Raw genomic sequence first — 18,619 nt, forward strand, 5'->3', positions numbered from 1 at the left:
AGATAAGGAGGAAAATTTATGATGAACGCTGATGTCTATGCCGCAGCCGACCTTTTAGATGGTAATGGAATTGATGCACAATCCATTCAAGAAAGTGTGCGCCAGATGTTAATCGCTTTTGGTGAAGATCCAAATCGCCAAGGCTTGCTGCGGACCCCTGAACGGGTAGCAAAAATGTATGAGGAATTGCTCGCTGGTTACCGTATAGATCCGGTTGAACTGATTAATGATGCCATCTTTGATGTCAATTATGACGAAATGGTCGTAGTACGGGATATAGAGTTTTATAGTTTATGCGAGCATCACATGTTGCCTTTTATCGGCCGCGCTCATGTGGCGTATATCCCCAAGGGCAAGGTGATCGGTCTTTCCAAGATTCCGCGAGTTGTGGACATGTTTGCGCGGCGGTTACAGGTTCAGGAGCGCATGACGCGCCAAATCGCGGACTTCATAAATGAGGTTTTGCACCCTATGGGGGTCGCAGTAGTTGTCGAGGCTATTCATATGTGCGCAATGATTCGGGGTGTCAAAAAGCACAACTCGCGAATGACGACTTCCACCATGCTGGGCGCATTTCGCACGAGCATGGCAACGCGGATGGAGTTTTTGGATAATATCTCGCGCAGTGCCGAACCCCTTCATATTTAACGCAAACGACTCAGATGTTGCAAATCGCTGCGTACAAAAGCAGAGGAGGTTGAACGAAGCCGCTGGGCGATTTCTGCCAGGCTTTCGCTGTTGGTGGAACGGCTGAGATCTGGACGTAATTCTGCCATCGGCAGCGCGATAAAATCGCGTTGCCAAATATTACTATCCAGGACTCGATCATCAAAGATAAGAACATCTAAATCTATAGTGCGGGGAGCGTTCTTATCGGGTGTTCGAACCCGTCCCAAAGCTTGTTCAATAGGCGCCAGGATTTGTTTTTTTAAGGCTTCCAAATCGAGGGGGGTTGAGAGCCAAACAACAGCATTTAAAAAGCGCGGACCGGGCGAGCCCACAGCCTCGGTATCCCAAATACTGGAAATGGCGTTAATGACACAGGATTCCTTCAGACGGTGAATGGCTGCAGCGATATTGACCTCAGGCTCGATGTTACTGCCTAAGAGGATATAAGCCTGATGCATGGCTGGGGTAGTTTTTGAATCCCGAAAACGCTCGATTTCTACCCCCACGGACCGGGCAAAACGGACGGCGCCTGGTTTTTCGACCCTCACCCGCACGCCTATAACATTGGGCTCTTCCAAGGATAAACGCGCAATATCAGCAGCGAGGGCTTCAACGGTGCAGCGCTCGGCGCGCTCAACGTAAGCCGTGATTTTCTTGGCAATGGTTCGATAGTTGATGCAGTCTTCGATGCGGTCTGTTTGGGCGGCTTTGCTAACATCCCCAAATAATACTAGGTTTATGAGGATGTCTTGAGGTTGCGAGCGCTCACGGTCACTAATACCAATGACACCGCGAACTAACAAATCTTGGATGAAAGTAACGTCCATAGACTCACTCCTTAGACAAGATGACGCCCACCATCAAGATGAATGATCTCGCCAGTGATATACATTGGGGCGCTTAGGAAAAAAATGAGAGTTTGCTCTACTTCCTCTATGGAAGCCCAGCGTTGGGCGGGGACAGAGTGAAGCAAATCTTCCTCCATATGACCATCGCTAGGGGGGAGGATGGCTCCCAAGGCTATTCCGTTGACCACGATACGCGGGGCTAAAGCCAATGCCAAACTACGCGTTAGCGCCGCCAGTGCTGCCTTGCTGATAGTGTAGGCAAAATGGTCGCTTCCCGGTCTCAAAGCACGCCAATCGAGGATATTGATAATGCGGCCACTTTGGGATGTGGGGAGAAGCATCGCAAAATGACGGCTGAGAAGAAAGGGGACGGTTAGGTTGATATTCAAGTGGCGTTGCCAAGTTTCCAGGTCCGTCTCCCAGAGATTGCGAGGTTCGAAAATGGCGGCATTATTCACCAGTCCGTCAAGAGGCGCCAATCTCCAGGCTTGGTCGAGGAGCGTTTCTGCGTTGGCGGGATTGGAAAGATCACCCTCAAGCACCCAGGCTTTAACCCCCATTTGTCGGGCGAGTTCAGCCACCTCGTGTGCTTCGGCAGGCGAATGTCCATGATGGATAATAATGTTCCCTCCTTCTTTGGCGATAGCCAGGGCGAAGACCCGACCTAAACGACGCGCCGCCCCCGTGACCAGGAAAGTTTTACCCAAAAGGTGCATGGATTACTCCTTGGGAATGAGTTTAATTCGTTTGGAGATCTGAAACAGGCTAATGAGCAGGACCACCCAAGCGATGATTTGAGCCTGACGGAAGATTCCTAATAAAATCACCGAGTCACCTCGAAATGGTTCGATAATCAACCGGGCTAAGGCGCTCAACCCAATAAAAACCCAGAATTGAAACCCTGCGGGGAAGTTGTAACGCGCTGTGTACAAAATAAAAATTACAATGCCCAGAGCCAAAATAAAGGCATAGACTTGAGTAGGATGACGACACTCACTCCAAAGATGAACACACCAAGGTAGTTGGGTGGGGGCACCATAAGCGTTGCCTGAAGCCAAGTTAGCGAGATGAATGGTGCTGACAAAAACTGCGGCAGGAGCCGTTAGTTGATCGAGTGTTTTCCAGAATTTCAGGCTGTGGCGGTAGCCGTAAACCAGCCCTGCCAGGAAGGCGGCCAAAATCCCTGCAGGAAGATCAAGCATAATTGGGGACGGAGTTATTAGGGCAAGGGGATCACTAATAAAAGCAGAGATGTGTTGAGCCGCATAACCCAAGCGAGCACCGATAATGCCTGCGAGTAGTGCTGTCAACACCAGGGTTTCGTAAGGAGAGGAAGAGTGCAAGAGGGTTAGGTTTTGCTTTTCTCCCACCCAAAGCGCTATCCACAGACCAGCAAGAAGGATCACAATAGACGTATTGATTGAAAGGGGACCGACATGGAGGACCGGAAACATTAAGGCAACTCATTACTAATGGTTCAGGATTTGCTCAATTTCGGAGCGCAGCCAGGCGGCTGAAACAGGACCGCCGATCATCACACTACGAATGCTCTTGTCACGCTCTAATAAGAACGTTGTGGGAAAGGCTTGAATTTGGTAAGTGCGGCTCACCTTTCCATCAAAATCGAGCACAACGGGGAAAGTAATGTTGTTCTCTCGCATAAATTGATGGATGTCGGAGAGATTGTCCTGGAAAGTCGCATTAACGCCGATAAAGAGTACCTGGTCTGGCTCAAATTCATGACTGAGGCGCTCGAATGTGGGCATTTCGGCGCGGCAGGGCGGGCACCAGGTAGCCCAAAAGTTTAGGATAATAACCTGGGCTTTGATTTGGGCAAGATCAAGAGTTTCTCCGTTGAGTGTGGTGAGTTCGAAATAGGGGGCAATAAATCCGGTTTTAGGCGCCATGTACCGGTCGCTATGAGGAGGAAACCAGTAGGTTGAGAAGCCCAGCCACAGCAGGCTTAGAAGTGCAGTACCAACCCTCATCAATCTCCACTGCTTTTGTAGACGACTTAACATAATACAATGCTATGAGTAAATTATGGGAATGTCAAGGCGAAGGTTCGGCATTAGTTTATATGTTTACAAATGAGAATTAATTATAAGAGGTGATACGAGTTTCAGAACTTGGGGTCTTGAAAATTTGGAGTAATGTGGTAAAATATAGTATCCCCCTCCCACTGGGGAGGGGGTAAGAATGAAGTATGATGCGCAACCCAGATGTTATCGCCCGGTTAAAAACTGCCGAGGGTCACTTGCGTGGAATTCAGCGCATGGTGGAAGAAGGTGTTTATTGCATTGATATCATTCGTCAAATTCAGGCGGTGCAGGCTGCTTTGGATAAGGTGAGCGCGATGATTTTGGAAGATCACCTTCATTCCTGTGTTATTTCGGCCATTCAGGGCGAAGATCCTCAGGAACGGGAGCGCGTTCTGAAAGAAATTATTGAGGTCTTTAACACTACTAACCTTTCCCAACGGAGGTAAATCTCATGGCAGAAGTTGAATTCTTTGTTCCGGCAATCCACTGTGCTCACTGTGTTCACACCATCAAAATGGAATTGCAGGAATTGAATGGCGTTCAAGGGGTTGAGGCCGATTTGACGAGCAAAAAGGTTCGAGTCAAGTACGAAGCTCCGGCATCCCCGGAGAGCATTGCCAAACTGCTCGAGGAGATAAACTATCCTCCCCAAAGGATTTAGGAGTTGAGACTTTACAACCTCGGGGCGCGAAAAACGCCCTGAGGTTGCTTACTGGAGGCCGTTATGGAAAAAACACAACAGGTGGTGCTACCCATCACTGGAATGACGTGCGCCAATTGTGTCGCCACCATCGAACGCAATTTGAAAAAAGAAAAAGGAGTAAACCACGTAGCTGTCAATCTCGCTTCAGAGCGCGCTACTGTGATCTTTGATCCGACCCTAACCCGATGGGAGGATTTGGTCGCACGCGTGGAACGGGCCGGTTATGGTGTTGCGACTGCAGACGTTCAATGGCCGATTGAAGGATTGAGCGATGATAACGATGCCCGCCGTATGGAACGCACCTTAGCACAATTGGTTGGGGTGCGCGAAGTTCATGTGCTTTACCCGGCACGGCAGGTGATTGTCCGTTATATACCCACCTTGATCAGTCAGCAGGAAATTCGCCACATCATTCGTCAGGTGGGTTTCGACGTAGTTGAAAGTACGGGGGAGTTTCAGGACGCTGAAGCTGAAGCCCGCCGAAGGGAAGTTACGCACCAAAAGCGTTTGCTGGTTATAGGGGTAGTGTTTACTCTACCCCTTTTCCTGTTGGCCATGGGGCGTGATTTGGGGATGTTGCCGATGACGTGGGTCCATTCTCCGAGACTGGATTGGCTTCTATGGGCGCTGGCGACCCCGGTTCAATTTTATGTGGGCTGGCAGTATTATCGGAATGGGTATAAAGCACTGCGAAATGGTGCTGCCAATATGGACGTCTTAATCGCAATGGGGTCCTCGGTGGCTTATCTCTATTCGGTGGCAGTAGTATTGGGATGGCTCAAAGGACATGTGTATTTCGAAACCGCGGCTGTGATTATCACCTTGGTGCGGCTGGGCAAGTATTTGGAAGCCCGCGCCCGTGGGTTGACCGGGGAAGCTATTCGCAAATTAATGGGATTGCAATCCCGGACGGCGCGTGTCCTCCGGGAAGGACATGAACTCGAGATTCCTATTGAAGAGGTTCAAATTGGCGACATTGTGCTGGTGCGGCCAGGTGAACGTATTCCGGTGGACGGCGTGGTTATCGAAGGACATTCAACGGTAGATGAATCTATGTTGACGGGGGAGTCTTTACCAGTGGTAAAAAAACCGGGGGACAATGTGATTGGAGGGACGCTCAATAAACAAGGTTTCTTGCGATTTGAGGCTACACGGATTGGAAAAGATACCGTTCTGGCCCAAATTGTGCGTTTGGTGCAAGAAGCCCAAGCGAGTAAAGCCCCCATCCAGCGTTTGGCAGATCGTATCGCGGCGGTATTTGTCCCTCTCGTTATCTTGATCGCAGTGATAACATTTGGCATCTGGTATTTCTTTGTGCCCATTCCAGGTGATCCAAATGCAACATTTGCACGCGCTTTGATCCACATGGTGGCGGTATTGGTGATTGCCTGCCCATGTGCTCTGGGATTGGCGACACCTACAGCGGTCATGGTAGGGACTGGCAAAGGGGCAGAACTGGGCATATTATTTCGCAACAGCGAAGCCTTGGAGCGGGCCGGGCAGGTTGATGTGGTCGTTCTGGATAAGACGGGAACGCTAACCCGAGGGCAACCTCAGGTAACCCAAATTTATCTTGCTCCAGAAAGCCCTCTGGGTAAAGATGAAAACCGTCTCCTTCAATTAGCAGCCAGCGTGGAACAGGTCAGTGGTCACCCATTGGGTGAAGCCATTGTGGCCGAAGCGAATGCGCGAGGTCTGCGACTGGAAAATCCAGCTGGTTTTACGGCAGATATTGGGCAAGGTGTCGAAGCGGAAATCCAAGGTTACCGGGTAATGATAGGAAGTCCGGGAATGTTTCAGCGGCGCGGGCTTTCTCTTAATGGGCTCGAGTCGGTTGTGGAAAAGATTAAGGCGGAGGCGCAAACGCCTGTATTGATCGCCGTGGATGGCGTTCTCAGCGGTGTAATTGGGATTGCCGATACCCTACAAGAAGGGGCTTACGAGGGTGTGCGTGCGCTGCGCGATCTGGGGTTGCGAGTGATAATGTTAACGGGGGATCAGCGTCCAACAGCGTTGGCAATTGCGTCACAGGTGGGTATCGAAGAAGTTATCGCCGAGGTTTTACCACAGCACAAGGCCGATGCGGTCAAATCGTTACAGCAACAGGGGCATATTGTGGCCATGGTGGGGGATGGAATTAATGACGCGCCTGCCTTGGCACAGGCTGATGTGGGGATTGCGATTGGCACAGGCACGGATATCGCCATGGCAACGGCACCGGTCACGTTGATCGGGAGTGATTTACGTGGCGTAGCACGGGCGATTCTACTTTCACGAAAAACACTGCTCACGATTCGCCAAAACCTCTTTTGGGCCTTTTTCTACAATGTGATTCTCATTCCCGCGGCGGCGATGGGCTATCTAAATCCGATCCTGGCGGCTTTGGCCATGGCATTCAGCAGTGTTTTTGTGGTGACTAATAGCCTGCGATTGCGGCGTGTGCACCTAATATGAAAACACAGATGAAAATGAATGGGCTTGCACAGTTGTGTAAGCCCTTTATTTTTTTCGAGGATGGTGTGTGATTGATGGTAGAATTTTGGCAATTAGGAGTTGCCTCTTATCTTGCCATCATCTCAAGGAGCACATCCCATGATTGTCACACCTGAATTTGAATCACGTGCAATTAATGCCTTGCGTTTTCTTTCGGCGGATGCAGTGCAGAACGCGAATTCAGGGCATCCGGGTCTGCCGATGGGGGCTGCAGCGATTGCCTATACTATCTGGACGCGCCACCTCAGGCATAACCCGCGCAATCCCCATTGGCCGAATCGAGATCGTTTTATCCTTTCGGGTGGACACGGTTGTGCCTTGCTGTATTCCTTGCTTCATTTGACGGGTTACGATCTGCCTTTAGAAGAACTCAAGCGCTTTCGTCAGTGGGGGAGTAAGACCCCAGGTCATCCCGAATATGGCTTGACCCCGGGCGTAGAGACGACGACCGGTCCCTTAGGGCAGGGCTTTGCCAATGGGGTAGGCATGGCGATTGCTGAAGCCCATCTGGCAGCGGAATTCAACCGCCCTGGTTTTAACATTGTGGATCACTATATCTACGCCCTGGTCACTGATGGGGACTTGATGGAAGGAGTAGCGTCTGAAGCCGCATCGCTGGCAGGTCACCTGCGATTGGGCAAGTTGATTTATCTTTATGATGACAACCGCATCTCGATTGACGGTTCAACGGATCTGACCTTTACCGAAGACCGTGCGCGCCGATTTGAAGCCTACGGCTGGCAGGTGTTACACGTGGCAGATGGCAATAATGTCGCTGCCCTTGATGCCGCCATCCGTGAGGCGAAAGCCGATCCGCGGCCCTCGTTGATTATCTGCCGCACCCAAATTGGTTACGGCTTACCCACGCGCCAAGGTACGGCCAAAGCCCATGGAGAACCGCCGGGTGAAGAAGAATTACGTGGTGCTAAAGAACGTCTGGGGTGGCCCTTGGAGCCGATGTTCTATATTCCCGAGGATGTGTTGACCTTTTACCGGCAAGCTGTGGAACAAGGAGAAATGGCCGAAAAGGCGTGGCAAGAGCAGTTTGAAGCCTATCGTCAGGCGTATCCAGACCTGGCGGCTGAGTTTGAGCGGCGCATGCAGGGGCGTTTACCAACCGATTGGGACAAAGACTTGCCGGAGTTTGCTCCAGATCCGAAAGGGATGGCGACACGGGCAGCTTCGGGGAAAGTCTTGAATGTCCTGGCCACACGGCTGCCGGAATTGATGGGCGGATCGGCTGACCTGACGCCTTCGAACAACACCTGGATGAACTGCACCACGGCCTTTCAGGCGGATAATCCGCTGGGGCGCTATCTCCATTTTGGGGTACGTGAGCATGGTATGGGGGCGGTGGTCAATGGAATGGCCTACTATCGGGGTATTATCCCGTTCGGTGCGACCTTCCTGGTCTTTTCGGATTATATGCGACCGGCGATCCGCCTTTCGGCCCTTTCACACCTCGGGAGCATCTGGATCTTTACCCACGATTCGATCGGTTTGGGTGAAGATGGGCCGACTCATCAACCCATTGAACAGTTACCCTCTCTGCGGGTGATCCCCAATCTGGTTGTCATTCGCCCTGCCGATGCCAACGAGGTGCGCGAAGCGTGGAGGGTAGCGATTGAGCGTCGGGATAGGCCAACGGCATTGGTATTGAGTCGGCAGGCCATTCCGGTGTTGGATCGTTCGGTATTCGCCCCGGCCAGTGGGTTGCGCCGTGGGGCGTATGTGTTGGCTGATCTGGGGGGCGGGCGCCCGCAGATCATTCTCATGGCGAGCGGCTCGGAAGTAAGCCTTATTGTTGAAGCGGGATATGCACTGGCGGCAGAGGGCTATAATGTCCGCTTGGTGTCCTTCCCGAGTTGGGAGTTGTTTGAAGCGCAGGAACGAGGATATCAGGATGAGGTGTTGCCGCCCTCCGTTGAGCGGCGCTTGGCCGTGGAGGCGGCCCGCCCTTTGGGTTGGGAGCGCTGGGTAGGGAGCAAAGGACGAATCCTGGGGATCAACCGTTTTGGGGCATCGGCGCCGTACAAAATAATCTATGAGCAGTTTGGCTTGACGGTAAGCGAAATTGTGCGTGAAGCCCATGGGTTGTTGGGAGTTGGCGAATAGGAAAGGGAGGCTAAAATGCGTGTAGCCATTGCATGTGATCATGGAGGTTTTCCTCTCAAAGCGCATGTCATCGAGGCTGTGCGTTCCTTGGGGCATGAGGTGGTGGATTTTGGGGTTTTCAGCGAGGAACGGGTGGACTATCCGGATTTTGCAGAAAAAGCAGGTCGGGCGCTTCAACGCGGGGAGGTAGAAAGAGCCATTCTGATCTGCGCTTCGGGCATTGGAGTCAATATTGCGGCGAATAAAATGCGCGGCGTCTATGCTGGTGTCTGCCATGATACCTATTCTGCTCATCAAGGGGTAGAACATGACAATATGAATACGCTGTGCCTAGGTGGGCGGATTATTGGTCCTGAGTTAGCCAAGGAAATTGTGCGCGCCTTTTTAAATGCCAAATTCTTGGGTGAAGATCGCTACCAACGTCGCTTTGAGAAGGTGCAAGCCTTGGAGGATGAGGCAAAACGCAGTTAAGTTGTTTGGGGAGAGGTAGAGATGGGCAACGAGGCTATTCAAAAATTACATGCGTTGGGTCAATCGCTCTGGTATGACAATATTCAGCGGCGGCTTCTGGAAAACGGTGAATTGGCCAGAATGATTGCTGAGGGGCTGATCCGAGGGGTTACCTCGAATCCGACTATCTTTCATCAAGCGATTGCGCGTTCTCACGATTATGATTCCGCCATTCAGCCTATGGCTTGGGCGGGATGGTCGGCGCTACAAATTTATGATCAACTGACAGTGGAAGACATCCAGAAGGCGGCCGACTTATTCCTGCCTGTTTATGAGGCTACCCAAGGCGAAGATGGCTATGTCAGTCTTGAAGTTGCTCCAACATTAGCCTATGATACTGAAGGTACTGTGGCAGAGGCAAAGCGCCTTTGGACGATAGTATCCCGACCCAACTTGATGATCAAGATCCCTGCCACCGCGCCCGGGGTGCCGGCTATTCGTCGAGCGATATATGAAGGAATTAACGTCAATGTGACGTTGATTTTCTCGTTGGAGCGCTATGCGCAGGTCATTGACGCGTATTTGAGCGGATTGGAAGACCGTTTGGAAGCCGGATTGCCGATTGACCGCATCGCCTCAGTAGCCTCGTTCTTTGTCTCGCGTGTGGATACGAAGGTTGATAGGTTATTGGAAGAAATTATTCGACAAGAGGGCCCCGGTGCTGAACAGGCTCGTTCGTTATTAGGTAAGGCGGCTATTGCAAATGCGCGTCTGGCTTATGCTCAATTCTTAGAAGCATTTAAGAGTGAGCGATTCCATACTCTTGCGCAACATGGTGCCCGAGTGCAGCGCCCGCTGTGGGCTTCGACGAGCACCAAAAATCCTGCGTATAGCGATGTGCTCTATGTAGAAACTTTGATTGGGCCTCAAACGGTCAACACGGTACCCCCTCAAACCCTGGCCGCGTTTGCTGATCATGGGAAAGCAACCTTAACTCTGAGTGCAGATGTCAATGCCGAGAAAGAGGTCATTTCAGCACTTGAGCGCTTGGGCATTTCCATGGCACGCGTCACCCAAGAACTTGAAGCAGAAGGGGTGAAGGCGTTTGCTGATGCCTTTGATGCTTTGTTGAAGACTATTGAAGAACGGCGGTCGGTGGCGGTTGCTGAATTAGGGCCATTGGCACATCTCTTACCGGCTCAAATTGAGCGGGCCGATCATGAGCGCTACGTCCAACGCTTGTTTGAGGCTGATGCCAGTTTGTGGACTGAGAATGCTGCTGGGCAGGCCGAGATTCGTCAACGATTGGGTTGGCTGATTGCCCCGCAAAAGAGTCGTCCTTTGGTTTCTGCATGGTTCAACCTGGCGCAACAAATCGCTCAAGAGGGCTATCGGCAAGCGATATTATTGGGAATGGGGGGATCATCCTTAGCCCCTGAGGTGTTTGCCTCGATTTTTGGGGTAGGACAACTTGGTCAATGGCCGGGTTTGCGCCTTACCGTTCTCGATAGTACGGATCCTGATCAGATTTCTGCGGTAGTACGTGATCTTGAATGGAAAGAAACTCTGTTCATCGTTTCCAGCAAGTCTGGAACAACGGTTGAGGTCAACGCTCTGATGGACTACTTCTGGACCTGGGTGAAAACCCAAGGCGAACCAAACCCTGGACATCGTTTTGTGGCCATTACCGACCCGGGGACTCCACTGGCCAAATTAGCCGAAGAGCGTGGCTTTCGAGAAGTTATTTACGGCGATCCCCATGTAGGGGGCCGCTATTCGGCGTTGACGGCGTTTGGCTTGTTTCCAGCAACTTTGTTGGGAATGAATATCGAGACCCTATTATCCCGGGCTGACCGCATGTTCGCGCAATGTTTACCCACCCAACCCGCCGGTCGCAATCCGGGTTTGGTGTTAGGGGTTCTGTTGGGTGTGGCAGCCGCTCAAGGGCGGGATAAACTGACCTTCCTTGCCGATCCTGAATTATTGCCCTTAGGGGCGTGGTTGGAGCAATTGGTGGCCGAATCGAGCGGCAAAGAAGGGCGGGGAATTATTCCGGTGGATCTTGAGCCGGAGATAGACCCTAAAGATTATGGCCAAGATCGGCTGTTTGTGTATTTTAACCTTAGTGGGGCAAAAGAAGAAAGAGCAAGCGCTTTATTAGCCGCCGGCCATCCAGTGATCACTCTGCGCTTGGAGGATGTATATGATCTTGGTGCCGAAATGTATCGGTGGGAAGTAGCGATCGCCATTGCCTGTGCAATTTTAAGCATAAACGCCTTTGACCAACCGGATGTTGAAGATAGTAAAATCCGCGCGCGAGCATTGCTGGCTGCTTTTCAAAACCAAGGGAAGTTGCCTTCCGAATCGCCATGTTGGGAAGATGAGCGTGTTGCAGTTTTTACCTCTCAGGACACGGGGATAGGGGGTTCGGAGCTAGCAGAGTTAATCGAACAATGGATCTCCCGAGCAGAGCCGGGTGATTATATCGCAATCAATGCCTACTTGCCCCGTAATGCTCGGACGCTTGAGCAATTACAGGCTCTACGGCGGAGAATCCTTGAAATGACACACTGTGCTACAACACTGGGCTTTGGACCGCGATTCTTGCACTCAACGGGACAATTGCATAAAGGTGGACCGAACCGGGGACTATTTATTCAAATCACACGTGAGCCCGAAACTGATTTGGACATTCCTAGTCAATCACTACGCTTTGGGACGTTAGAGCGTGCCCAGGCGATGGGTGACTTTGAGGCACTAAAGTCGCGTGGACGCCGTGTGCTCTATTTTCATTCTAAGACCCCGCTCATTGAGAATATCTTATTGAGATTAATGAGCTTGTGAGTTAAAGCGATTACGAGGAGAGCCCATAGGATCGGGTCTATTTACGGCGACTTCTTGGAAGCAATGCCTGAAGAATAAACACTGCGATAAAAAACACCCAGGGGTGCGAAAGTCCCCAAAGGGCTCGTCGTCCCCACCGCCGCCAGTGCTCGATTTTTTCCGCGGCTCGTAGCGGAAGCGCAGGCTTTTGCTGCCAGTCCATCTCGCGAATCAAGGGAAGAAACCCCTGGTGCACGCAGCCTTCAAGGCTGAAGATGTAAATATAATCCGTGTGTTGGTAAGCCAGTAAGAGATCACGTTGTAACTCTGCCCAACTGAGGGGCCTTGTATTGGCTACACCTTCTAAATCTACTCCCCCACCAGTACTTCCAACCCCAATGGCTTGAGCGTCAAAGGCATAACTCCATAAATAACCATCTCCCATAGGCCGAACGAAACTGGAATAAAGCATAAGGACTTCACGGTCAACAGTCAAATTCACGATCCCCAATAAGCGTTGAATTAGCGACGAGCGGGCACGACGTTCATCAACAATCAGGGGAATTTGATACGATTCCACTTGGTAACCATCACGATGGATGCGGTTAAGGAGCAGTTGGTAAGCTTGGCGCCCGTAAGTGCCTCGCTGACGATTGAAGGCTTGCCGAGCGAGGTACCATGCCCCATACCACGTACCGTGTCGAAGATATTCGATGACGCGGTAATCGGGTTCGATATCCAATCCAATGGCTTCCCATTGCAAATCGTATTCCCGGCTCCAGGCCTGGAATTGCTCGTAACGTTGGTAGGCTTGGTCAACATTATCTAAATTAAACCAATACCCCTGATCTTTAGGAAGCAAGAGCCATGCATGAACCGGAATATTTTCCCCGTTTAAGCGTCTGACAATTTCCGCACGCTCAGGACTCAGGTCGAGGATGCCAAGGCTGACGTGAGCGTTTAGAGTCTTCAGGTCGGGTATGAGTTCAGAAGTTTCAAACAATTTTTGTAGATGATTATTTTCAAGTTCACAAAAGAAGGTGAGTACAGGTTGATTCATTATCGCCTCGATGAGAAGCACAGATTGGGAAGGTTAGTTTTCCGCTGCTTGTTGTGCCAAGGCAATCGCACCTAAAACGCCCGTTAAACTGCCCAATTTGGGGGCGACGATGTAAGAATCTGTCTCTTCAAGGAGCGCCCTGGCCTGGATATAGCCATTTAACAAAGTGCGAGTGAGGGCTCGGATCCGGGGGAAGAGGTGGGTTTGCTGCATAACCCCACCCCCCAAGATTATCCGTTGAGGAGAAACAACACAAATAATGGTTTGTAAAGCCAAAGCAATATAGTTTACTTCCAGACCCCATATGGGATGATCAGAGGGCAAGGTTTCTGGATTTTGTCCCAAGCGCGCTTGCAGGGCTGGGCCGCTGGCCAAACCCTCAAAGCAATCGCCGTGAAAGGGGCAAATGCCGGGAAAGGGATCTTTCGTTAAATCGTGAGGGAGGGGCATGTGTCCCATTTCAGGGTGTAATAGGCCGTGAAACGGGCGTCCCTGAACGATCAGACCACCCCCAATTCCAGTACCAATGGTAATATAAACGTAATCTGAAAGTCCTGTAGCGCTTCCCCAGATACCTTCGGCCAATGCGGCGCCGTTTACGTCGGTATCAATGACCACCGGACATCCGGTACGAGCATGGAGTACATCCCGGATGGCGACATTTTGCCAGCCAGGTTTAGGCGTGGAGGTAATAAATCCATACGTGGGTGAGCGGGGATCAAGGTCTAGGGGGCCAAAGCTGGCGATTCCGATGCCATGGAGACGGGTTTGGGTTTGAATCATAAATTGGTTAAAGAATTCCGCAGCGCGGTTGAGCGTTTCTTCGGGGGTTGTGGTGGGGAAACGCGCTTGTGCTAAGAGTTCGTCGGGGCCGGAACCTACTGCACAAATGAATTTGGTGCCACCGGCTTCGATACCACCGAAAAGGGGCATAGATCACCTCATCTAAAAAGGTTGGATGAGAGAATTGCCTGCCGTAAAGGATGGAGAGGAGGAATAAACCCCAAAGGTTGGACTATTGGTATAATAGCGGGGAGCTCTTGTCCAGCCAGGCACGAGAGCATTCGGGTTACCTTTCAGGGCAGGGCTGTTTCAATCTTATCATAAAAATCAAAGCAGAAAGCGTGAGGGATCCATGGATATTTTCGCCAAATGTTACGACTTTACGATTGCGAAGCAAGCCATTGAGCAGGGGATTTATCCTTATTTCATCCCAATGACGGAAAATGAGGGGACGGAAGTCGTCTTTGAAGGTAAACGTCTGATCATGTGTGGGTCAAATAATTATCTGGGGTTAACTACTGACCCGCGGGTGAAAAAAGCAGCATGTGAGGCGATTGAACGGTTTGGCACCAGTTGCACTGGATCGCGTTTTCTCAACGGCACCCTGGCATTGCATGAACAACTTGAGCGTGAGTTAGCCGATTGGGTGGGAAAAGAAGCCGCATTGGTATTTTCTACCGGTATGCAAACCAACCTGGGCACAATCAGCGCTTTGGTTGGCCGCAATGATGTGGTGATTCTGGATAAAGATGACCATGCCAGTATCGTTGATGGCGCGCGTTTGGGATTTGGGAAAATTGAACGCTTTCGCCATAATGATGTTGAGCATTTAGAGCGCGTTCTTCGCTCCATTCCCGAAGAAAGCGGTAAATTAATCGTAGTGGACGGCTTATTCAGCATGGGAGGAGACTTAGCCCCCTTGCCGGATATTGTGGTAGTTGCACGCAAGTATGGTGCGCGAGTTATGGTGGATGATGCCCATGGCATGGGAGTCTTGGGCGGCGGGCGTGGCACAGCTGCACACTTTGGAGTCACCGAAGAGGTGGATTTGATCATGTCTACGTTCAGTAAATCCTTTGCTTCATTGGGGGGCTTTGTGGCGGGTGATGAGCAGGTCATCCACTATGTCAAGCACCATGCGCGCGCACTCATATTTAGCGCCAGCATTCCGGCCTCTAATGCGATAGCGGCCTTAACGGCCTTACGCATTATGCGTGAAGAGCCCGAGCGGATTGAGCGAGTCAATAAAATCGGTGAACGCATGCGGAATGCTTTCCGCGAAATGGGATTTAATGTCGGTAATTCTCAATCCCCAATCGTTCCTATTATTATTGGGGATGATGAAAAAACGTTTCTCACGTGGCGCTTGCTATTTGAAAATGGTGTCTTTGTCAATCCGGTCATCAGTCCGGCGGTTCCACCAGGAATGCAGTTATTGCGCACCAGTTATATGGCGACACACACGGATGAGCAATTGGACCGTGTTTTAGAAATTTTCTACAGAGTGGGAAAAATGGTTGGGTTAATTTGAGTAGTTGCCCAATTGACACAAACGATAAGGAGGCGTAGGGGCTTCCTACGCCTCAATTGTTAAGTGAGGGTCGGCAATGAAAAGAATGCCTATAGTATCGGGGCCACAATGGCTGGAAATGGTCGCTCCGGCTTGGGTGATACAGATTTCTTCAATTGGGGCCATAGACTGAACTGACTTGGCCAGGTAATTGGCATCCTCATCACATCCGGTATGGGTGATAAACACGCGATGGGGATCTAGGTGAGGTAGGTGAGAGCGAAAATCTTCGAGCATGGAATCTAAGGCTTTTCGACGCGTTCCGCGGATTTTGGCTTTGACGCCAAGGGTGCCATCAGGGCGTACCTCGATAATGGGGCGAATCTTCAATACACTGCCGACAATGGCCTGCAAGGCTGTACAGCGTCCACCTTTGTAGAGGTATTCCATGGTCTCTATGATAAAGGAGGTATGCACGCGAGGCACTGTAGCCAGAATCTCTCGGACTATATCTTCGGCTGCCCAGCCCTGATCGCGCAGTTCCGCCGCTTTGAGAACCAGTAGCCCAATACCGGTTGAAAGATTTTTGGAGTCAATTATGTGAATACGTTTTTGAGGTAGTTGATGGGCGGCTAATATCCCATTGGGTAGTGTCGCTGAGAGTTTTGAGGAAATCCCAATATAAATAATCTCATCTGCGGGCTCAAAAAATTCCAAAAATTCCTTAATCGAAGGGGCAGAGGTCTTTGGGAGTTCTCCGGTTTTTGATACAAGATCAAAGAGTTCTTGGGGAGAAATGGAGCCATCAGGTATGGTACGGTTATCTATAAAGACTTGCAGGGGAAGCACCCGGATATTAAACCTAGAAATTAATTCGGGGCTCAGATCAGCACAACTGTCGGTTACAATATCCACCATACAAAAACACCCTCCCTGAGGATTTCGGGCTAATTATAGTCTATGTTGGAAATGGTTTGAGGAGAGTTGTGATGAACAAGGAATTATCTATATATCTTTTTGACCTGGATGGGGTTTTGATTCAACCCGGAGGCTACCGCCGTGCTTTGAGAGATACGATCAATGATTGGGCTAGCCGCATGGGAATAACGCATGATATTGCGCCAAATGAAGAGGACATTGCGTTATTAGAAGCGCAGGGCGTTACAAGTGAATGGGACATGATCCCTTTTTCATTGGCGTTAATTATTGAGTCCTGGTGGAATAATCATCCTGAGATCATGCTTCCTGAAGATTTGAATCAGGCTATATCTGTGATGAGCCAAGCCTCTCGTAATGAAGTACCTCGGCCTAGATACAATTGGGCTTTTAAGGAATTGGGCAATCAACGGGTTTCAGGTTATCCATTAGTCGAAGGGTTGGGGTTGAAAAGAGAAGAAGAGTGGATGAAAGAGAGATTTCCGCGCTTATCCCGACACCCGTTATTGGATACGTTGTTCTCGTCTACCCGCGATATTTTACGGCATCTCCCTAATCGAGATTTTCAGGTACGCGTCTTAGGAAGTGAGATTTTTGAGTCCACATATCAGATGGCAGCGCCTTTTATGACGCATTCCTACCTGGCAACTTGGGATCGTCCGTTAGTGGAGAGGGATCTTCTGGCTGAGATATTGCAGAGAGGTAATGGTCGGGGTGCTATAATTACTGCGCGACCCTCTCGCTCTCCTTTACCTTCCCAAAACCGCCAAGTGGGTTATAGTCCTGAGGCTGAAATCGCGGTGGGATTAATCGAACTGGACAGGATACCGGTGGTTGGCCATGGTGCGCTGACCTACATTGCTGAGCATTTGGAAATCCACGCGGAGCAATTGCTTAAGCCCTCACCCTTCCAGGCCCTGGCGGCTATCATAGCGGCTCTAAGTGGTGATGCGTTAATAGGGCTATTATGGGCGTACCAAGTTTATGCCAAGCCGTCCTGGGGCACTAATCGTTATCTGGAGTTGCTGGTAGATAAATATCGCTCGCGGTTTCCGCAGTTACCTTCTGGTTTAACGGTGCATGTTTTTGAGGATTCGCCGATTGGCATCCAGGCAAGCCGGCGATCAACCCAATTTCTAAGCAAGTTGGGTTGTTGGGTTGATCTTCACGCGTGGGGTATCTCACGCCAGCCCGCTAAAATTCAAGCCTTGGTGGAGCAAGGGGCGCAGGTCTTTCCCGAGGTAAACCAGGCTTTGGAGGCTGTGCTGGCTCGCCGAAATCACAGAAAACGAGCATCAGTTGAGGAAGTAGGCTCAACCTGAGCATCTTCATCCACATAAACGGGTTCGCGACGTGACGGAGTGGCCTGAATCGGGGGTGTATATCGGACAGGTGCGCTTGAGGTTATTGGTACCGCAGCGCGTTGAGTGTTTGCATTGGGCATGCGCTCATGCGCACGAGAGCCAACCTGGGGATGTATTGGCTTGGGGAATGACGGTTGACTTGAAAATAGACGCTGACCAGCGAGAGTGAGCGTGCCAATGAGGAGGATCCGGGTTACCCAAACCAAGATGGCAATAAACAGTGGAACCACCTGGATTAGGAGGTCAGCGTTAATGAATGCACTGGCACGGGGAGTATGTTCAACAAGAGCCAGTGAAACGCTCCACCAAGTTAGAACGGCATTCATGGTTGCCGCCAGTAGCCAAGCACCGAAGAGGAACCAAATACCCCGATTCTGAGCAACGTCGTCATCTGGGAGGAACAAACGGGCGATGCCGGCGAAGTCAATGCTGCAGAAAGCAGCGGCGAGGATCATTGCCCAGGAAAGTGGCCCAAAAGAAAGGTCACCTAAGAGATCATGCAACGCCACATAAGTGGTACTGTAGTTAAATAGTTCAAAACCTATCAGCGCCACCAACAGCAATACCCCAAAGAGAATCCCGCGGTGGCGGTGAAATACGGTGGGAAGGCTTTCGAACCAAGTGTTAATTGTGTGAGTCAAGAGGGTCATCTTTACTCACCTCCAAGTGATCCTGTTTTCTATAATTATAGAATATATGTTCTATTTCGTCAAGCGGTTAGTTGAAGTTCGGACATGAGTTAGGACACCCAAATAAAAAGGAGCTTTGAAACCGATCAACTTGGTTTGCTATAAACCTTATCGGTAGGAGGCTCCTCATGCAC

Annotated in this window: 17 protein-coding genes; 9 read left to right on the forward strand and 8 right to left on the reverse strand. The window is 50.7% G+C overall.

Features of this window, described 5'->3' with window-relative positions:
* Positions 1-21 precede the first annotated feature (21 nt).
* A complete protein-coding gene (gene folE, locus AC01YT_RS07480) occupies positions 22-648 on the forward strand; it encodes a GTP cyclohydrolase I FolE (protein WP_476674185.1) in 627 nt (208 codons plus the stop codon).
* On the opposite strand, the gene folK is transcribed toward folE, so the two are convergent.
* Genes folK through AC01YT_RS07500 form a run of 4 tightly spaced genes read right to left on the reverse strand, consistent with a single transcriptional unit; the run spans position 645 to position 3,505 of the window.
* Positions 645-1,496, reverse strand: a complete 852-nt coding sequence (gene folK, locus AC01YT_RS07485; RefSeq protein WP_476674149.1) for a 2-amino-4-hydroxy-6-hydroxymethyldihydropteridine diphosphokinase — start codon at positions 1,494-1,496, stop codon at positions 645-647. The genes folE and folK overlap by 4 nt on opposite strands.
* 11 nt (positions 1,497-1,507) lie before the next feature.
* Positions 1,508-2,233, reverse strand: coding sequence for an SDR family oxidoreductase (locus AC01YT_RS07490; RefSeq protein WP_476674151.1), 726 nt, complete (start codon positions 2,231-2,233; stop codon positions 1,508-1,510).
* 3 nt (positions 2,234-2,236) lie between these two features.
* Positions 2,237-2,971, reverse strand: coding sequence for a prolipoprotein diacylglyceryl transferase (locus AC01YT_RS07495; protein ID WP_476674153.1), 735 nt, complete (start codon positions 2,969-2,971; stop codon positions 2,237-2,239).
* Between the two features lie 15 nt (positions 2,972-2,986).
* Complete coding sequence (locus tag AC01YT_RS07500; protein WP_476674155.1) at positions 2,987-3,505, reverse strand: TlpA family protein disulfide reductase; 519 nt, start codon at positions 3,503-3,505, stop codon at positions 2,987-2,989.
* A gap of 218 nt (positions 3,506-3,723) precedes the next feature.
* Between AC01YT_RS07500 and AC01YT_RS07505 the strand changes: the two genes are divergently transcribed.
* The 6 genes from AC01YT_RS07505 (at position 3,724) to AC01YT_RS07530 (ending at position 12,164) form a co-directional block, all read left to right on the forward strand.
* Positions 3,724-4,005: a metal-sensitive transcriptional regulator gene (locus AC01YT_RS07505; RefSeq protein WP_476674157.1), complete on the forward strand. Its 282-nt coding sequence runs from the start codon at positions 3,724-3,726 to the stop codon at positions 4,003-4,005.
* A gap of 5 nt (positions 4,006-4,010) precedes the next feature.
* Positions 4,011-4,220 carry a heavy-metal-associated domain-containing protein gene (locus AC01YT_RS07510; RefSeq protein WP_476674159.1) on the forward strand — a complete coding sequence of 70 codons (210 nt, stop codon included), beginning with the start codon at positions 4,011-4,013 and terminating at the stop codon, positions 4,218-4,220.
* Between the two features lie 63 nt (positions 4,221-4,283).
* Entirely contained in the window at positions 4,284-6,716 is a 2,433-nt protein-coding gene (locus AC01YT_RS07515; protein ID WP_476674161.1) for a heavy metal translocating P-type ATPase, read from the forward strand.
* Positions 6,717-6,854: 138 nt separating this feature from the next.
* The gene (gene tkt, locus AC01YT_RS07520; protein WP_476674163.1) at positions 6,855-8,870 is read left to right on the forward strand and encodes a transketolase; all 2,016 of its coding nucleotides are present in this window, start codon (positions 6,855-6,857) and stop codon (positions 8,868-8,870) included.
* A gap of 15 nt (positions 8,871-8,885) precedes the next feature.
* Positions 8,886-9,341, forward strand: coding sequence for a ribose 5-phosphate isomerase B (gene rpiB, locus AC01YT_RS07525; RefSeq protein WP_476674165.1), 456 nt, complete (start codon positions 8,886-8,888; stop codon positions 9,339-9,341).
* 21 nt (positions 9,342-9,362) lie between these two features.
* A complete protein-coding gene (locus AC01YT_RS07530; RefSeq protein ID WP_476674167.1) occupies positions 9,363-12,164 on the forward strand; it encodes a bifunctional transaldolase/phosoglucose isomerase in 2,802 nt (933 codons plus the stop codon).
* A 37-nt stretch (positions 12,165-12,201) separates the two neighbouring features.
* On the opposite strand, the gene AC01YT_RS07535 is transcribed toward AC01YT_RS07530, so the two are convergent.
* Positions 12,202-13,203 carry a hypothetical protein gene (locus AC01YT_RS07535; protein ID WP_476674169.1) on the reverse strand — a complete coding sequence of 334 codons (1,002 nt, stop codon included), beginning with the start codon at positions 13,201-13,203 and terminating at the stop codon, positions 12,202-12,204.
* 33 nt (positions 13,204-13,236) lie between these two features.
* A complete protein-coding gene (locus AC01YT_RS07540; protein ID WP_476674171.1) occupies positions 13,237-14,136 on the reverse strand; it encodes an ROK family protein in 900 nt (299 codons plus the stop codon).
* 202 nt (positions 14,137-14,338) lie between these two features.
* Between AC01YT_RS07540 and AC01YT_RS07545 the strand changes: the two genes are divergently transcribed.
* Positions 14,339-15,517: an aminotransferase class I/II-fold pyridoxal phosphate-dependent enzyme gene (locus AC01YT_RS07545; protein ID WP_476674173.1), complete on the forward strand. Its 1,179-nt coding sequence runs from the start codon at positions 14,339-14,341 to the stop codon at positions 15,515-15,517.
* A 45-nt stretch (positions 15,518-15,562) separates the two neighbouring features.
* Here AC01YT_RS07545 and AC01YT_RS07550 read toward each other — a convergent pair whose 3' ends face one another.
* Positions 15,563-16,414 (reverse strand): DegV family protein, encoded by an 852-nt coding sequence (locus tag AC01YT_RS07550; protein ID WP_476674175.1) that lies wholly within the window; start codon positions 16,412-16,414, stop codon positions 15,563-15,565.
* A 71-nt stretch (positions 16,415-16,485) separates the two neighbouring features.
* Between AC01YT_RS07550 and AC01YT_RS07555 the strand changes: the two genes are divergently transcribed.
* On the forward strand, positions 16,486-17,754 hold the full coding sequence (locus AC01YT_RS07555; protein WP_476674177.1) for a hypothetical protein: 1,269 nt from the start codon (positions 16,486-16,488) through the stop codon (positions 17,752-17,754).
* On the opposite strand, the gene AC01YT_RS07560 is transcribed toward AC01YT_RS07555, so the two are convergent.
* Positions 17,712-18,446, reverse strand: a complete 735-nt coding sequence (locus AC01YT_RS07560) for a hypothetical protein (RefSeq protein WP_476674179.1) — start codon at positions 18,444-18,446, stop codon at positions 17,712-17,714. The two genes, AC01YT_RS07555 and AC01YT_RS07560, sit on opposite strands and share 43 nt — an antisense overlap.
* Between the last annotated feature and the right edge of the window lie 173 nt (positions 18,447-18,619).

Source organism: Thermanaerothrix sp., from assembly GCF_056331585.1.

Bases quoted from the DNA above. Each gene is read 5' to 3' on its own strand.
- AC01YT_RS07505 (WP_476674157.1), top strand. From the start codon at position 3,724: ATGATGCGCAACCCAGATGTTATCGCCCGGTTAAAAACTGCCGAGGGT.
- AC01YT_RS07510 (WP_476674159.1), top strand. From the start codon at position 4,011: ATGGCAGAAGTTGAATTCTTTGTTCCGGCAATCCACTGTGCTCACTGT.
- AC01YT_RS07500 (WP_476674155.1), bottom strand. From the start codon at position 3,505: ATGAGGGTTGGTACTGCACTTCTAAGCCTGCTGTGGCTGGGCTTCTCA.
- AC01YT_RS07560 (WP_476674179.1), bottom strand. From the start codon at position 18,446: ATGACCCTCTTGACTCACACAATTAACACTTGGTTCGAAAGCCTTCCC.
- AC01YT_RS07545 (WP_476674173.1), top strand. From the start codon at position 14,339: ATGGATATTTTCGCCAAATGTTACGACTTTACGATTGCGAAGCAAGCC.
- tkt (WP_476674163.1), top strand. From the start codon at position 6,855: ATGATTGTCACACCTGAATTTGAATCACGTGCAATTAATGCCTTGCGT.
- AC01YT_RS07535 (WP_476674169.1), bottom strand. From the start codon at position 13,203: ATGAATCAACCTGTACTCACCTTCTTTTGTGAACTTGAAAATAATCAT.
- folK (WP_476674149.1), bottom strand. From the start codon at position 1,496: ATGGACGTTACTTTCATCCAAGATTTGTTAGTTCGCGGTGTCATTGGT.
- AC01YT_RS07530 (WP_476674167.1), top strand. From the start codon at position 9,363: ATGGGCAACGAGGCTATTCAAAAATTACATGCGTTGGGTCAATCGCTC.
- folE (WP_476674185.1), top strand. From the start codon at position 22: ATGAACGCTGATGTCTATGCCGCAGCCGACCTTTTAGATGGTAATGGA.
- AC01YT_RS07490 (WP_476674151.1), bottom strand. From the start codon at position 2,233: ATGCACCTTTTGGGTAAAACTTTCCTGGTCACGGGGGCGGCGCGTCGT.
- AC01YT_RS07540 (WP_476674171.1), bottom strand. From the start codon at position 14,136: ATGCCCCTTTTCGGTGGTATCGAAGCCGGTGGCACCAAATTCATTTGT.
- rpiB (WP_476674165.1), top strand. From the start codon at position 8,886: ATGCGTGTAGCCATTGCATGTGATCATGGAGGTTTTCCTCTCAAAGCG.
- AC01YT_RS07515 (WP_476674161.1), top strand. From the start codon at position 4,284: ATGGAAAAAACACAACAGGTGGTGCTACCCATCACTGGAATGACGTGC.
- AC01YT_RS07495 (WP_476674153.1), bottom strand. From the start codon at position 2,971: ATGTTTCCGGTCCTCCATGTCGGTCCCCTTTCAATCAATACGTCTATT.
- AC01YT_RS07550 (WP_476674175.1), bottom strand. From the start codon at position 16,414: ATGGTGGATATTGTAACCGACAGTTGTGCTGATCTGAGCCCCGAATTA.
- AC01YT_RS07555 (WP_476674177.1), top strand. From the start codon at position 16,486: ATGAACAAGGAATTATCTATATATCTTTTTGACCTGGATGGGGTTTTG.